Origin of the sequence: Methylovulum psychrotolerans (assembly GCF_002923755.1) — a bacterium.
Lineage (GTDB): Bacteria > Pseudomonadota > Gammaproteobacteria > Methylococcales > Methylomonadaceae > Methylovulum > Methylovulum psychrotolerans.
Window position 1 is genome coordinate 14,551 of sequence record NZ_PGFZ01000013.1, and the last position, 15,015, is coordinate 29,565.

The following is a 15,015-nucleotide window of genomic DNA, read 5'->3' on the forward strand; positions in this document are numbered from 1 at the left end:
TTTACGGCAGGGCGGCTGGAGACAGTCCCCCATTAGCGGGCTGATCTAAATCCATACCCCGAAATATGGAGCAACGGGTAAAGACATCCAACGTCGGCGGGACGTTTTTATGTTGGCAAAACTTCGCCACTAATTTGGCAAGACCTTTGATGTCGCGGCCTGTCGCCTGCGGGAAGTTATCGGCAAGTTGGCCGATCAGGGCGGCATCGATATTCAGCTCAAACTGGGCAGCCATCACTTGCCAAATTTTCCGCCGGGCTTCAGTATCCGGCGGGTAATACTTAATCAGGGCGATACAGCGCGAGACGATAGCCTCGTCAATATCATCGACGCGGTTGGTGGTCAAAAACAGCAGGCCATTGAAATATTCCAACACCCGCAAGAACACCCCAACCACAGCATTCATGGCGATATTGTTGTCACGGCGTTTGATATAAACATCGGCTTCATCAATCAGCATCACCGCACCCCAACGTTGCGCACGGGTCAGCACCTCTTTCAGGGCTTTTTCCATTTCCGCGACGCTTAACCCCAATTGCCCGGAATGCACCCGGTATAAAGGCCGTTTGATAATTTCGGAATAGACTTCAGCAGTCAGGGTTTTACCGACTCCAGCGGGGCCTGCGCATAACACGGTCGTGCCACCGGATTTACCCGCGACAATATCATCCATTAACACATCCATTTCAGCGGTCAAAATATCAATCAGATCAATTTGTTCTTCACGCAAAATCAGCTTTTGCTTAAGTTCCGGCTGATAGCGGTAAGGCTCTATATCGTTGACATGCACCCATAAATGATGATGCAGTTCCAGATGGAACATCAATAAATAGCCGTGTACGGGCAAATCGGTGAACAGGCCTTTGGGGATTTCCGCTTGGGTGGCTTCCACGGCATTTTCGACCTTGCCGTTATAGCGGGTGCTTTTGGCGGCTTTGCGCAAATATTTCGCCAAAATATCGCCTTTAGCATCGGTGGTTAACGCCCGTTCGCTCAGGATGCTTTCATCGCAGACCAGCCGGGCATTACCGCCTTCGGTGGACAGCACCACCACATCCTTACGCGCCCAATCGGTGTTACGGTGCGTGGCGGTAGGGTCTTCGGCGTAAAAGCCCGTGCCTTTACCGAGAAATTGGTCGCCGGATTGGCCGCACCAAGTAAAATAACGTTCGGCGGCTTCATCATAGCTGCTGATCAATTCCGGCGTTTCCTTGATATAGCCCTTGGCCAAGAAAATTTCCGTAATGGTTTTATTGGCAATATCACGGGCGCGAATGGTGACGGTGGAAATGGCCACCTTGCCTTTGGCATTGGCCTTTAATTCCAGTGTCACACGTCCGGTCTCTTCCTCGCCGGACGGCGTGTAATCCAAGCGGGTGACCAGATAAGCCATCGGCTTGCCCGCGACATTGGCTTGAAACAACCAGCCGCGCAGGGCATTATGGATAAGATAATGGGCAATGGCGGGCAGCAACATTTCCAGATCATCTTCGGTAAACGTCACAATATCGTCGTTCATCGCTTTTTGTAGCGTCGACAATTGCGCGACATGGCCTTGCATCGCCACACCCTCTTGCTGGTACAACACTTGCAAATAATTCAGCTCATTGTCGGAAAGTTGCTTGAAGGGAATTTCGGCCTTATTGCCAAACCGCAATTGCTCTTTTAACGCCGCCAAGCCCGGAAACTCATCCACCATCGCTTCTACATATTTGCGTTCTATTTGCAGTTTCATGGCTACTCCATAAAGGGGGGCGTAGTGTAGACGGGTAGCCGCCGACGGATTGGCTGGCTTGCTTAAAGTTATGGTGTAGACAAATCGCTAAAGACAGCCGACGCTTGGCTTGGCCGCTATGTCCGGCAAGCCAAGCGGCACTAAAGCTTATCCTTTGATAATGCCTTAGGCTAAAGGCTAGCTTAAATCGCCCCTACTGACGCATCTTTGACCACGACAAAGGTATTCGCTTGCGCTTCTTCATACGTCACCAGCGGTGCTTTGGTTTTATAGGTTTTGGCGGCGGCATAAGCGATGGCCACTTTATCTTCGGCGGATTGGTTTTTCAGCTCGCTTTTTTCGATATACAGCTCTTCTAAAATCTCGTTCCAAACCAAGCCTTCTTTGTAAGGCAACAAGATATAAGTGACCCCGGCCAATTCAACTTGCAGGCTTTTGGCGATATTTTCGACATAGACGATGGCAACACAATCGCTGGCAATGTCGGCCTGATATTTTTCTACAAAAACAGGCAATAAATCGAGCTTAGGCAATAGGCCGTTGATAAATTTGATTTTGTCATTTTCGATAATTAACGCCGAATGGATGAACAGTGCTTCGGGCGGCTTGCGGTCGTGCGTGGTGCCTTCGCGCAACGCGCCTTCTTTCAGCACCAAATCGCCGCGATACGCATAAACGCCCGCCGTGCTGGTTTGGCCGTTGACTAAAGTGACGGTTAATAAGCCTTGGGCCTGATAAGTTTCTAATAACATGGTTTTCTCCAATATTCAGTAAAAATAATGTGTTAGGAATGGGTATGAAATAAACTCATCAATTAAGGCCTTGCAGGTTTTGGCAACCTACAAGGTCTGCCGGATTAATGCCGAAATTATTTCATGCCCGTTCCTTAGGGAGTTAAGGGCAGTAATTTGGCTTCCGCTTTGATATTGTCCGCTTGTCCCCAGGCTGTGACCCCTTCAACAAACCATTGGCTTTTACGCGGATGGGGTTTGACGACATCAAATTCAGCATAAAAACTGCCGTCGCTGTTAAATTGCAGCTTACCCAAACGTTGCTTATTGGCATGGTTAAACCAATGGCAGGCCAGATTATGCCCCCCCGTATACGGGTCTTTGACCAGCTCGAAACGGGCTTCGTCATACTGCGGGTAAGGCAGGGCTTCGCTGGCGGCAAAACCCAGTTTGTCGATTTCCGCGCTTAGGCGCTGGCATACGGCTTCGCCTAAGGGGCGGTTGGCCGTAATCTGTGCTGTCAAATCGCTCATGCCGCCATCCCCGCCGCCAAATCCATAATCACCGAAGCCCCCGAAAGGTCTTTCGGATCCAGTTGCCGTAAGTACGCCAGTACCTGTTGCGCCTCGCCGTCATAGCCTTGCCGTAATTTGATGAAGGCCAACGCTTTCAGTGTGTACAAATAAAATAGGGCGGTATCATTGGCATACAGATCCCATTGCTTGGGCTGTTGCGCCAGTTGGCTATAATCTACCGGAAACTGGCCTTGTCTTGCCGCTTCCGCCAAACCCGCCCTGACGATGCGTTCGGCATCGGCTAGGCGTTTTTGGAAAAAATAAAACTTATACAGGGCGAAATAGGTTTGCAGGCAAGCGTTATCCAAGCTTTGCGCCTGTAAAAATAGCCTTTCCGCCCTGCTTTGGTCTACCGAACTGGCGGCGACCGCCGCTTGTAAAAGCTGGTTGACCGCTTCCGGTATATCCGGGCTAAACAGCACCCGTTCTTCAATCAGCGTAACAGCGGCCATCACCAAATCTCGGCGGGCATCAACAAATCGGCGACCGGTTCGCCGCCGAGCAAGTGTTGTTCAATGATGGTTTTGACATCGTCTTTTTGCACTTTGCCGTACATCACACCTTCAGGGTAGACCAGTACACTAGACCCCATCATGCACGGCCCCATGCAGCCGGTATTGGTCAGGCCGATTTTTTCAAATAAGTTACGCGCTTGGATTTCGTTCATGAACTCATTCATGACTTCGGCGCAACCCGACTGGGCACAAGAGCCGCGCGGATGACCCTGCGGACGGTTTTGGGTGCAAACAAACACATGTTTTTCGGGTCTGGGCATGATGAATATCCTTTAAAAAGTTACAATCGACTAGCAGCTAGGCAGCAATTTTATGGGTATGGGTAAAGCAAGCTTTAGGGCAAACCTTTGAGCAAGCCTCGCAACCGATACAATCAAGAGAATTTTTAATGCTCATAACCATGCTGTTATCATCATCGTCTTCAAAATCACCGTAATCGTCGTCAAAATCCTCGGCATCCAAGGCTTCTGCCTTATCCACCAAATCAAACACATCGCGGGGGCAGACTTTAAAGCAGCGGCCACAACCGATGCAGGTCTTTTGGTTAATGTCGGTAACGTATGCGGGAGTCCACTCCGATCCGCCAAAGGTAACGCCGGTGACAAATTCAGCCATGATGTATCTCCGCTTAGGCCGCCGCCGCTTGGGCGGCCAGCAGTTTTTGGTTAGCTTCATCCCAAGCCTTGCAGGCGGCATAAACTTCTTCGGCTATGCCCATCAATTCACCGTAACCATCCGGTAAACGGTCTTCGATCAAGTCATGCAAGACCATCGCCTGTTCACTCGCCAAGCGTTTGGTTTTTTTGACTTCTTTTTCCAGGGTTTTTAAATCGTCAGACATGGCAAGCCCTCTTAATCCGTTGCGGCAGCGTTATATTTTTCGATTAAGCCCAACGCTTTTTCGATGACTTTGTCGGTTTTCTCACACAAGTCTTCCAAGCTGGCGAAGCCGAAACGGTGGGTGTCGCGTAAAATTTTATCGACCACAATCAGCTTACCGACCATGATTAACGCGCGGCCAAAGCCTTCGTGGCTAAGATGCACGATAGGGGCGGCCATCAATCCGGTCTTTTTTTCGATCAGGGTCGCCAACGAGTTGTAATAGGCTTTTAAACGGGCGATGGTGATTTCATCAGGGTCGCCAATAACCGGAATGCCTTGTTTGCGTTCTTTGGTCAACACAACCGGGTCGATGATTTTAGCTTCCGACCAACCTGCATAAGTATCGTAAGTGTCAATCGCGCGTAATTGTTTAATGTAGTCTTTGACAATATCAGAACTTAAATGGACATCGTCTTCGGCTACGACTAATGCGGCAGTACTCATGGTGTTCTCTCCGTTTAATGATTAGTGGGGGGTGTTTGTGCCGGCTTGGCAATGGGCAAACGGGCAGCTATTCATCCCAGCCCTCATCAAGCATTTTATTGAAGCGCTCGGGATCCGGGCCTTTGTGTTGGTTAATCGCCTTCGCCAACCAGCTTGACGGGCCGGCTTTGATTTCGTTTTGCAAATCGGCAATCAGGTCTTTAATCTTGCTGCCTTCATGCACCTTGACGGGCTGGATATTTCTGGCGATCAGTTGGTTAATCGCCGACCCGCCGACCGCTTGGCAATACACCGCCGCACAACCATCGAGCAGGTCAAGCTTGACCGACAGCTTATCTTCGTTACCGTCTTGGTTAAGTTCGCCAAACTGCGCGGCTTCCAATAACTGCGAATTTTCCATATCCACGGCATAAATGGCGAAGGATTTCGCCGAGCCGAAATGCTGATTAACCGTGTCCATATCGGTAGTGGCGAACGCGATTTTTAAGGCGGTTTCCATAAATTTTTCCTCTTCTGTGTCAGGCACAATGTGCATTCGTCTGGTTAATGACATGGCTGTGGCCGGTCGGTAAGTTCACTGGCGGGTTTTTGCGCGTACACGGAGTGGTACACAGGAATTTCTTCATGCGAATAATTGATGACCAAGTTAGCCAAATCAAACAAGGTTTGCCGTGTGCCCCGATAACCGACCCAGGTTTTCTGGTAGCCGCCGATAATGTCGTACAAGGGGAAACCCGCGCGTAAAATTGGCGTACCCAGCCGTTCGGCGGTATCTACCGCATGGGAGTTACCAATGACCAATTGCACTTTGTTTGCCCGGCCCATCAGTTCCATGTCTTCCAGATCGCCAATTTTGATACTGGCGACCGGAATTTTCGCCAACAGCGGCGTATTGCAGGAAGTCACTGCCGCCACCACATCCGCACCCATTTCCTGTACCAAATCAATAAACGCCGCCAACAAATCGGCATCGGCGGCAATGGCGACCCGCAATTGCCCAAGCATAAAATGGGTGTCGAGCATGGCATCCTGCAACTGGGCGCGTTGCCGTTCGATGCGTTCCGGCACGGCGTTGCCACTGATCTTTGCCAAGGCGCACATCAGCGCGTCATTGGCTTTTAAGCCATAGAGGTGGGGTAGGGGATAGGTAGGCACACCCGTTTTGGCCTCCAACAGTTCGGCGGCCTTGCTTAAGGAGTCGCCAATCACGATGGTTGCCAACGCATCACCTAAGGTCGCCATTTCCGAGATAAGTGTGCCGCCGATTGTCACGGGGCTAAAATCATCATCGGTCAAACAACCGTCTAAGGAATCCGATAAATCAGGGACAAATACAGGCCGCAGCTGGAATTGCTCAAAAATATCGCGTAACGCCTCCAAATCACCCGGAGTCAGCATATAACTCGCCAAGACATTGACCTGACGCTTCCGTTTGCCCGGATAGGTGCCGGCGGTTTGGGCATCCGGCACCAAAGCGCGGATAATCTCCACCAATGTCGCTGCATAACCCGTCTCGACACTGCCGGTAAAATCAGGGGTATTGACCGCGACCACGGCGACATCGGCAAATTCTGGATTGGCCTCGCGGAACTCGCGGACATTACGGTGGACATCCGCCCCTTGCGTTTCGGCCAAGCCTGTCGTCAAAATCGTAATCAGCGCGGGATTGGATTTTTCGGCAATATTACGGATACCTTCGCGGACATTCTCATCCGCCCCCAGCACCGAACTGGCCTGATCCATAGCCGTGCTTTGCAACGGAATAGGCTCGCGGAAATGCCGGACAAAAAACACCTTGGCAAATGCGGTGCAACCTTGCGAGCCGTGTAGCATCGGCATAGCGCGATTAAAGCCTAAGGTTGCCAAAGAGCCGCCTATCGGTTGACTGGCTTTTAGCGGGTTAACCGAGAGCGCCTTATTGCGCTTTAAAATATCAGCCATTACGCCGCCTCCGGAAAAGCCGCCAACGTTTTCCACGGTGCGGGAGCCCTAACGGCCTGCCAGACGGGGCTTTCAATGGTCAAAGCCAATTGCCGCACCAATTCCAACATGCCTTGATAGCCTTCATAACCAAATTCGCGCTCTTGGTTAATGTCCAAGAAAGGGATTTTCGCTTTTAAAGCCGTGTACATATTCCGGCCTCCGGCAATCAGAATATCGGCCTTATAATCATGGACGACTTTTAACAAGGCTTTCGGACTACCGTCATTGATCATCAGGGTATCCTCACCCATCAGTTCCCGAATCCGCGCCTTATCCTCTTCAGTGGATTTGTTCGTACCTGTCGCCACCACCACCATGCCTAAATCTTGCAGCGCCGAAATCACCGACCAACTTTTTACCCCACCCGTAAACAACAGCACCCGCTTGCCTTTCAGCCGCGCCTTCCACGGCTCCAATTCGGCACGGATGCGGCTTTCTTCGCGGGCAATCACTTGCTCGGTGCGGGCGGTCAAATCGTCATCACCCAAAGCTTTGGCAAAATCCCGCAAGGCTTGGCTAGTGTCGGTAATACCGTAAAAACTGCCTTCAAACCACGGTGTCCGGTAGCTTTGCTGCAACTTCCGCGCGACATTAACCATCGCCTTGGAGCAAACCATCATATTGACTTCCGCTTTGTGCATCGTTTGCACTTCCCGGAACCGGGCATCGCCGGACAAAGTACACAGCACCCGCAAGCCTAATTCGTCTAACAGCGGCAACACATGCCAAAACTCGCCCGCGATGTTGTATTCGCCAATCAGATTCACGTCATGGATGGTGATAGGGCTGTTGATGGGTAAGGGGTCAGGGTCGCGTGTGCCGATAACATATTTAACCATCGCATCGCCAGCAATCCGGTTGCCCAGGTTTTTTGTGCCATAAAAGCCCGCGCTGTCTATCGGCACCACAGGTACACCCCACAGTTCTTGGGCAGATTTACAGACAGCGTTGATATCGTCGCCGATTAAGGCGGGCACACAAGTGTTATAAACAAACACGGCAGGCGGCGAGTAAGTGTCTATCGCCTGTTTAATGGCATGGAACAAGCGTTTTTCCGCCCGACCCATGACAATATCCTGCTCGGTCAGGTCGGTGGTCATGCCGATACGGTATAAGTCCGCGCCGGAAGAACGTGTCCCGCGGTTATCCCACGAACTGCCCGCGCAAGCGATAGGCCCGTGGACAATATGGGCGACATCGGCAATGGGCAACAGGGCAATCTGCGCCCCGTCAAAAGCACAGCCACCCGCCGCCGACCCCGGCTTAGGCTTGGCACAACCGGATTTTTCCTTTTTGTTATGCTCGCAAGCAGGTTCGTCCAGCAACGCTGCAATGTCTTTTGTCGATTTCATGGCTTTTGACCTGATAGCTTTGTTTGTTAAGCTAAAAGCAAACAGTGTGCCATTTATTATCCCATTGAATTATAATATATTTTAATGGATTTATTTTGTAGGGAACCTGACAATTTGGTGGTGGAGGGTGTGACAAGGCTGGAACAGGCGGGCAGTGCAGCCCGATGATCATGTTTTTCATAAAGCCATCCCAAATTTGTCGCTAACCACTGGGTGGGAAATAGGTAAGGAATGCAAAATAATCTCGGCGTAATCCGTATCGTGAAACGGGTCTTGGCACACGGCCATCTTGCCAATACACCAAGATCCGTACCCATTAGCATTTACCTGAATTATTTGCGCCTTACAAAAACAAGCTACGGCGAAAAAAAACTTTTACACAATATATTAACAATGTTAAATTAACGTCGTTAATAAAATAATCTATTGCCCATGCCCCCTAAAATTAAATCCGAACAAGACCGCGAACAGCTACGCACCCTGATCCTTGATGCCGCCCGCAGCTTATTTGTCGAGCGCGGGATAGAAGCGGTGTCAATGCGGGAAATCGCCAAGCAAATCAAGTATTCCGCTACGACGCTATATAACTATTTCCAAGATAAAGAAGCCTTATTACAAGCGGTCTGTGATGCCGATTTTTTGGCCTTAGCTTCTGGGATGCGCGAGATTATGCAAATCCCTGATCCTATCCAACGTATCCAGGCATTGTGCCGGGGGTATGCCAAGTTCGCGCTACACCATCCCGGCCATTACCGCTTTATGTTCATGACTCCGCGCGGGCCTTGCAACATGGACATTACCCATATCGAACAGGGCAATACCGAACAAGATGCCTATGCGCAACTGCAAGCCGTCGTGCAGGCGGCTTTTGATGCAGAACTGTTCAGGGCTGACCTTAACGATAGCGAACTGATTGTCCAAACCTTATGGGCGGGCGTACACGGAGTTTGTTCCTTACAAATCGCCCTAGGTAATGAGATTTGGATGCAATGGACTGACATTGATGCCCGACTCAGCTTAATGCAAAACGCCCTTTTACGCGGCCTGCTCCGCCAACCTGACAGGATTTTTTAAATGCGACATTTACTCTTTGGATTATTGGCCTTAATTTTATTGGTAGCTTGTGACAAACCTGTAGAGCCGCCCCCGCCCCCGCGTCCGGCTTTGGTCATGCAGGTGGCTGACAGCGCTACAGAAACGGCAATGAGTTTGATCGGGCAAGTGCAGCCCCGTTATGAATCTGCCCAAGGTTTCCGTATTGCCGGCAAAATTATTGAGCGGCGCGTGGAAATGGGCGCTAGAGTCAGTAAAGGCCAAGTTATCGCGCGGCTGGATGCCACCGATAGCCAGCTTAATGCGGCGGCGGCGGCGGCGGAAGTGGCTTCGGCGGAAGCCAGCCATGCCTTGGCGGTGGCGGAAGTCGCCAGACAACGGCAATTGTTCGCCAAAAAATTCATTTCCGCCTCGGCCTTGGATATTAAGGAGTCGGAGTTGAAAGAATCCAGCGCCCGCTTGGCGAAAGTCAAAGCCCAAGCCAATATCTCCGGCAACCAAACCCAATACACCACCTTGACCGCCGACCGGGACGGGGTAGTCAGCTTTATCCAGGCCGAACCGGGGCAAGTGGTTGCGGCAGGTGACGTTATTGTGCGTATCGCCGACATCCATACCGTCGACGTGCTGGTTGCCGTGCCGGAATCGCGGATGGCGGAAGTCAAGCTGCAAGCTCCAGTGCTATTAAAAATGTGGGCGGATCAGCAAAAAACCTATACCGGGATCGTGCGGGAAATTGCCCCGACGGCGGACGCGGCGACCCGCACATTTAACGTGCGCATCACCTTGGAAAATACCGATGCTGCCGTTAAATTCGGCATGACCGCTGGAGTCCGGTTTGCTGCCCCAAGCGCCACTAATGACAGTAGTGTATTGATACCCAGCCGTGCTTTAACCGCCAATAACGGCAAAAGCCAAGTCTGGGTGATTGATGCTAATAACCATGCACAACCACGCGCGGTTGAAACGGGGGAGTTTCGGGAAGATGGCGTAGTGATCCGCAGCGGCTTAAGCACGGGCGAAACTATCGCCATCGCGGGTGTCCATACCCTTACTAAAGACCAACTGGTGCGTCCGGTTATGGAGACAAAACCATGAATAAGACTCCTGAACACGAAACCGCCAATACGGGCTTTAACTTAACCGACTGGGCATTGAAGCACCAGACCTTAGTTTTGTACTTAATGTTGGTGCTGACGGTGGCCGGTTTTATGGGCTATACCAAACTAGGGCAATCGGAAGATCCGCCGTTTACCTTTAAAGTCATGCTGGTACACGCCACTTGGCCGGGGGCGAGTGCTGAGGAAATGGCCGAGCAAGTCACCGACAAGCTGGAAAAGAAAATCCAAGAATTGCCGCACCTTGACATTATCAGCAGCTTTTCGCGGCCTGGCGAGACCATGATTTTTGTCATCATTAAGGACGACACCATGTCGTCGGCCATTCCTGAGTTGTGGTACCAGCTACGGAAAAAAGTCGGCGACATCCGCAATACCCTGCCGCAACAATTGGAAAGCCTGACTTTTAACGATGAATTTAGTGACGTGTACGGCAGTATGTATGCCCTGACGGGCGACGGTTTTGCTTATGCCGACCTCAAAAAACACGCCGAACTAATCCGTACCGAACTGCTTAAGGTCAAAGATGTCGCCAAAGTGGAATTTTTTGGCGAACAAAAACAGCGCTTATTTATCGAAATAGCCAATGCCAAACTGGTGACATTAGGCATCAGCACCCCAGAGCTGATCCAAACTTTGCAAAACCAAAACACCGTCGTGCGGGGCGGCACTTATGATTCCGCCGACGAACGTATCCGTATTGCGGTATCCGGGCGTTATACTGATTTGGAAGATTTGCGGGAGCTGCGCTTGCGTTCGCACCAGCATGATTTCCGCCTAGGGGATGTGGCAAAAATTTATCGCGGTTATGAAGACCCGCCCCATGACCGTGTCCACTATCAGGGCAAAGAAGCTTTATTGCTGGGCGTGAGCATGACCGACGGCGGCGATGTGATTGAACTGGGCCATAACCTCGATAAGGCCATTGCCGGTATCAAACAAAATTTGCTGGTCGGTTTGGAACTGAACACCGTCACCTCACAACCGGAAATTGTCACCCGTTCGGTCAGTGATTTTGTCCATTCCTTGGCCGAAGCTTTGGTGATTGTGCTGGGGGTCAGCCTGTTATCACTGGGCTGGCGTAGCGGTATCGTCGTTGCCATCACCATTCCGGTGGTACTGGCGACAACGTTCCTGGTCATGCAGCAACTGAATATCGGCCTGCATAAAATCTCGCTGGGTGCGTTGATTCTGGCCTTGGGGCTGCTGGTTGACGATGCAATTATCGCCGTGGAAATGATGTCGGCGAAAATGGAGCAGGGTTGGGATAGGCTGAAAGCCGCTTCGTTCGCCTACACCTCCACCGCCATGCCGATGCTGACCGGTACCTTAGTCACTGTGGCGGGGTTTTTGCCGATTGCCACCGCCGCTTCGTCCACAGGCGAATACACGCGGTCAATTTTTCAGGTCTCGGCGATTGCCCTGTTAGTGTCATGGTTTGCGGCGGTGATTTTTGTACCGTACTTAGGCTACCATCTGCTACCTGATTACGGCCAAGCCCCACAGCCCTCAAAATTGGGCAACTGGTGGCGGGCAACGCTGAAACTGACACCGAAAGTACCCCAAGCCCACCACCACGACATTTATAACTCGGCTTTTTACCACGTTTTCCGAAAAGTCGTCACTGCCTGTGTGCGCTACCGTAAGACCGTCATTGCCATTACCCTTGCCTTGTTTGTGTTCGCGATTATCGGCTTCGGCAAAGTGCAGCAACAATTCTTCCCCGATTCGACCCGTCTGGAATTGATTGTCGACTTGCGCCTGACGGAAGGCGCGTCTTATACGGCGACCGAAAGCCAAGCGAAAAAGCTGGAACAATGGCTGCTCGAATGGAATACCCAACATCAGGGCATTGATAATTTTGTCGCGTATATCGGCAGCGGTGCGCCGCGCTTTTATTTGCCTCTGGACATCCAATTGCCGCACCGTGGTTTTGGCCAGTTTGTCATCCTAAATAAAACCCTGGCCGACCGCGAAGCTTTACGCAAAGATTTGCTGACCTTATTTGCCAATGACTTTCCGGCTCTGCGGGCTTCGGTGCTGCGTCTGGAAAATGGCCCGCCTGTCGGTTTTCCGGTGCAATTTCGGGTCAACGGCAGCAATATCCCTGAAATACGCACAATTGCCCGGCAAATTGCCGACATTATGCGGGCCAATAGTAACCTGACTAACGTTCAGCTGAGTTGGGATGAACCCAGCAAAGTGATTAAGGTCAGTGTCGATCAAGCTAAAGCCCGCTTGCTAGGCATCAGTTCGGCGGATATTGCCACGGTGTTGAATGGCGGGGTTCAAGAGCTATATATCACCGAATTTAGGGAGGGTATCGAGCGCATTGATTTGGTCGCCCGTGGCACGACCGAACAGCGTACCCGCCTGTCGCATTTGCCGGATCTGATGATTAACACACAAACAGGTGTGGGTGTGCCGCTGGCGCAAATCGCCACTATCAGCTACGAATTTGAAGAAGGTGTGATTTGGCGGCGCAACCGTATACCGTCCATTACTGTACGCGGTAATTTGCAAGGCGATTTGCAAGCCCCTGTAGTATCCGGGCAAGTGGAAGAAAAATTAGCCGAGTTGAAAAGCCACTTGCCGCTAGGGATCAGTATCGAAACAGGCGGTGCGGTCGAGGAATCCGCGAAAGGCGGCGCCTCCGTAGCAGTGGGCTTCCCGCTGTTTCTCATCGCGGTGCTGACCATCCTAATGATACAGTTACAAAGCTTCGCACGGGTCATATTGGTGGTGCTGACTGCGCCTTTGGGGCTTATCGGGGTCACCCTGGCCTTATTACTGTTCGATAAGCCGTTCGGTTTTGTCGCCATGCTCGGCACTATTGCCCTGTCGGGGATGATTATGCGCAACTCGGTGATTTTGGTCGATCAAATCGACCAAGATAGGGCAGGGGGAATGGCACCGTGGCAAGCGGTGGTCGAATCGACCATCCGCCGTTTCCGCCCCATCGTACTGACAGCGGCAGCGGCGATTCTGGCGATGATACCGTTGACCCGCAGCGTCTTTTTCGGACCCATGGCGGTCGCTATTATGGGCGGTCTGGCCGTGGCGACCTTATTGACGGTGCTGTTTTTACCCGCCTTATATGCGGCATGGTTTAGGGTAAAAATGCCTGAGGCACTGGATGAGGCCTGATAAGCCTCCTCATGAACCCATCCGTACAGGCGGCCTAACAAGCCGTATCCTAGACGGCGACATCATTTTTTGCGCGTAATAAAGGTTATCCACTATGCGACATCCCAGCATTTTTGTTACTACACTGATTGCCGCTACGGCGGCGTGGGGCACCCCTGCGGTGGCCGAAACCAGCCCCCAGTCTTTACTGGATATTTACCATCAGGCGGTGGCACATGACCCAACCTTAGCCTCGGCCTTAAGCGCCAACAGCGCAGCGCAAGAATTGATCGAACAAGCCAAAGCTTTATACCGCCCGGTCATCAGTTTCAGTGCGGGCGGTAGCGCCTCGCAGTCCGATGTCCATTATCAAGGTATGGGTGTACCTTTCCCCAATGGCGTACGCTCTTATCAAGGCTACCAATACGGGGTGGAAGCGCGGCAACCGCTGTTCCGCCAACAGAATCTGGTGCAAATGGAACAACTGCGCACCCAAGTCAGCCAAGCCGACAAGCAACTGCATTTAACCTTACAAAATCTGATGCTGCGCACCACCCAACACTATTTTGATGCCCTGATAGCCCAAGATAAACTGGCTTTGATTACCGCGCAAAAAGCCGCCATCTTAAGCCAATTGGAGCAAGCAAAATCTAAATTCGATGTCGGCAACGCCACAGTTACCGACGCGAATGAAGCCCAAGCACGCTATGATTTGGTTATCGCCCAAGAAATAGCCGCCGAAAACGCCATTGAAATTGCCAAACGCGCGGTACAGTCAATCACCGGAGAGTTGCCCCAGCAGCTAGCGACGGTAAAACCCAGCCTGAAACCCAATACCTTGGCACAGACCATGGATCAATGGCTGAAAGTGGCGGCGGACAGTAATTTAAGCATTCAAATCCAACAGGATCTGGCAAAACTGTCTAGCCAAGAAATCGAACGCAACCAAGCCGAACATCTGCCGACAGTGGACGCAGTCGCCAGTTATACCGAATCGTCCGCTAACGGCAGCACCTTCGGGTTTGGCAGCGACATTAACACAGGTACGATCGGCGTACAATTGCAAGTCCCGCTCTATCAAGGCGGGGCGACCAGCTCGCGCATCCGTCAAGCCGTGCTGAACAAGCAAAAAGCCCAAGATGATGTCGAAATTGCCCGCCGCCAGACCGAACTGGAAACCCAACGGGCGTATTTGAACCTCAACTCCAGTATTGCCCAAGTCAAAGCCTACGAACAGGCCTTAAGCAGCAGCCAAACCCAGTTGGAATCGACGCAAACCGGCTACGATGTCGGGATACGCACCAGTGTTGATGTCTTGAACGCCCAACAACAATTGTTCGCCGCCAAACGGGATCTGCTCGAAGCCCGCTACCAGTATCTGATGAACATTATCCGCCTGAAATCGGCGGCAGGGGTGGTTAGCGATACGGACTTGGCTGATATTAACCAGCAATTGGAACTCCCGCCAAAGAGCCGTAGTTAAACTATCTACCCCGTGACA

15 protein-coding genes are annotated in these 15,015 nt (G+C 51.6%); 4 read left to right on the forward strand and 11 right to left on the reverse strand.

Annotated elements, in window-relative coordinates:
- Nucleotide 1 precedes the first annotated feature (1 nt).
- The 11 genes from AADEFJLK_RS19855 to nifE form a co-directional block, all read right to left on the reverse strand.
- A complete protein-coding gene (locus AADEFJLK_RS19855; RefSeq protein ID WP_103975497.1) occupies nt 2-1,735 on the reverse strand; it encodes an ATP-binding protein in 1,734 nt (577 codons plus the stop codon).
- A gap of 182 nt (nt 1,736-1,917) precedes the next feature.
- On the reverse strand, nt 1,918-2,487 hold the full coding sequence (locus AADEFJLK_RS19860; RefSeq protein ID WP_088618613.1) for a hypothetical protein: 570 nt from the start codon (nt 2,485-2,487) through the stop codon (nt 1,918-1,920).
- A 134-nt stretch (nt 2,488-2,621) separates the two neighbouring features.
- Complete coding sequence (locus AADEFJLK_RS19865) at nt 2,622-2,999, reverse strand: hypothetical protein (RefSeq protein ID WP_088618614.1); 378 nt, start codon at nt 2,997-2,999, stop codon at nt 2,622-2,624.
- Complete coding sequence (locus AADEFJLK_RS19870) at nt 2,996-3,493, reverse strand: hypothetical protein (RefSeq protein ID WP_103975498.1); 498 nt, start codon at nt 3,491-3,493, stop codon at nt 2,996-2,998. Before AADEFJLK_RS19870 ends, AADEFJLK_RS19865 begins: the two co-directional genes overlap by 4 nt.
- The gene (locus tag AADEFJLK_RS19875; protein WP_088618616.1) at nt 3,493-3,816 is read right to left on the reverse strand and encodes a (2Fe-2S) ferredoxin domain-containing protein; all 324 of its coding nucleotides are present in this window, start codon (nt 3,814-3,816) and stop codon (nt 3,493-3,495) included. Before AADEFJLK_RS19875 ends, AADEFJLK_RS19870 begins: the two co-directional genes overlap by 1 nt.
- Before the next feature lie 37 nt (nt 3,817-3,853).
- Nucleotides 3,854-4,171: a ferredoxin III, nif-specific gene (fdxB, locus tag AADEFJLK_RS19880; protein WP_088618617.1), complete on the reverse strand. Its 318-nt coding sequence runs from the start codon at nt 4,169-4,171 to the stop codon at nt 3,854-3,856.
- A gap of 13 nt (nt 4,172-4,184) precedes the next feature.
- Entirely contained in the window at nt 4,185-4,397 is a 213-nt protein-coding gene (locus AADEFJLK_RS19885; protein WP_103975499.1) for a CCE_0567 family metalloprotein, read from the reverse strand.
- Between the two features lie 11 nt (nt 4,398-4,408).
- Nucleotides 4,409-4,882 (reverse strand): NifX-associated nitrogen fixation protein, encoded by a 474-nt coding sequence (locus AADEFJLK_RS19890; protein ID WP_103975500.1) that lies wholly within the window; start codon nt 4,880-4,882, stop codon nt 4,409-4,411.
- Between the two features lie 67 nt (nt 4,883-4,949).
- The gene (nifX, locus tag AADEFJLK_RS19895) at nt 4,950-5,435 is read right to left on the reverse strand and encodes a nitrogen fixation protein NifX (protein WP_088618620.1); all 486 of its coding nucleotides are present in this window, start codon (nt 5,433-5,435) and stop codon (nt 4,950-4,952) included.
- On the reverse strand, nt 5,426-6,823 hold the full coding sequence (gene nifN, locus AADEFJLK_RS19900) for a nitrogenase iron-molybdenum cofactor biosynthesis protein NifN (RefSeq protein ID WP_103975501.1): 1,398 nt from the start codon (nt 6,821-6,823) through the stop codon (nt 5,426-5,428). Before nifN ends, nifX begins: the two co-directional genes overlap by 10 nt.
- Nucleotides 6,823-8,217, reverse strand: a complete 1,395-nt coding sequence (gene nifE / locus AADEFJLK_RS19905) for a nitrogenase iron-molybdenum cofactor biosynthesis protein NifE (protein WP_103975502.1) — start codon at nt 8,215-8,217, stop codon at nt 6,823-6,825. Before nifE ends, nifN begins: the two co-directional genes overlap by 1 nt.
- A gap of 432 nt (nt 8,218-8,649) precedes the next feature.
- On the opposite strand from nifE, the gene AADEFJLK_RS19910 reads away from it, so the two are divergent.
- From AADEFJLK_RS19910 to AADEFJLK_RS19925, 4 genes are all read left to right on the forward strand, one after another.
- Nucleotides 8,650-9,291 (forward strand): TetR/AcrR family transcriptional regulator, encoded by a 642-nt coding sequence (locus AADEFJLK_RS19910; protein ID WP_103975503.1) that lies wholly within the window; start codon nt 8,650-8,652, stop codon nt 9,289-9,291.
- A complete protein-coding gene (locus AADEFJLK_RS19915) occupies nt 9,292-10,368 on the forward strand; it encodes an efflux RND transporter periplasmic adaptor subunit (RefSeq protein ID WP_103975504.1) in 1,077 nt (358 codons plus the stop codon). It abuts the gene before it with no gap.
- Complete coding sequence (locus tag AADEFJLK_RS19920) at nt 10,365-13,535, forward strand: efflux RND transporter permease subunit (RefSeq protein ID WP_103975505.1); 3,171 nt, start codon at nt 10,365-10,367, stop codon at nt 13,533-13,535. Before AADEFJLK_RS19915 ends, AADEFJLK_RS19920 begins: the two co-directional genes overlap by 4 nt.
- A 94-nt stretch (nt 13,536-13,629) precedes the next feature.
- Entirely contained in the window at nt 13,630-14,997 is a 1,368-nt protein-coding gene (locus AADEFJLK_RS19925) for a TolC family outer membrane protein (RefSeq protein ID WP_103975506.1), read from the forward strand.
- Nucleotides 14,998-15,015 lie beyond the last annotated feature (18 nt).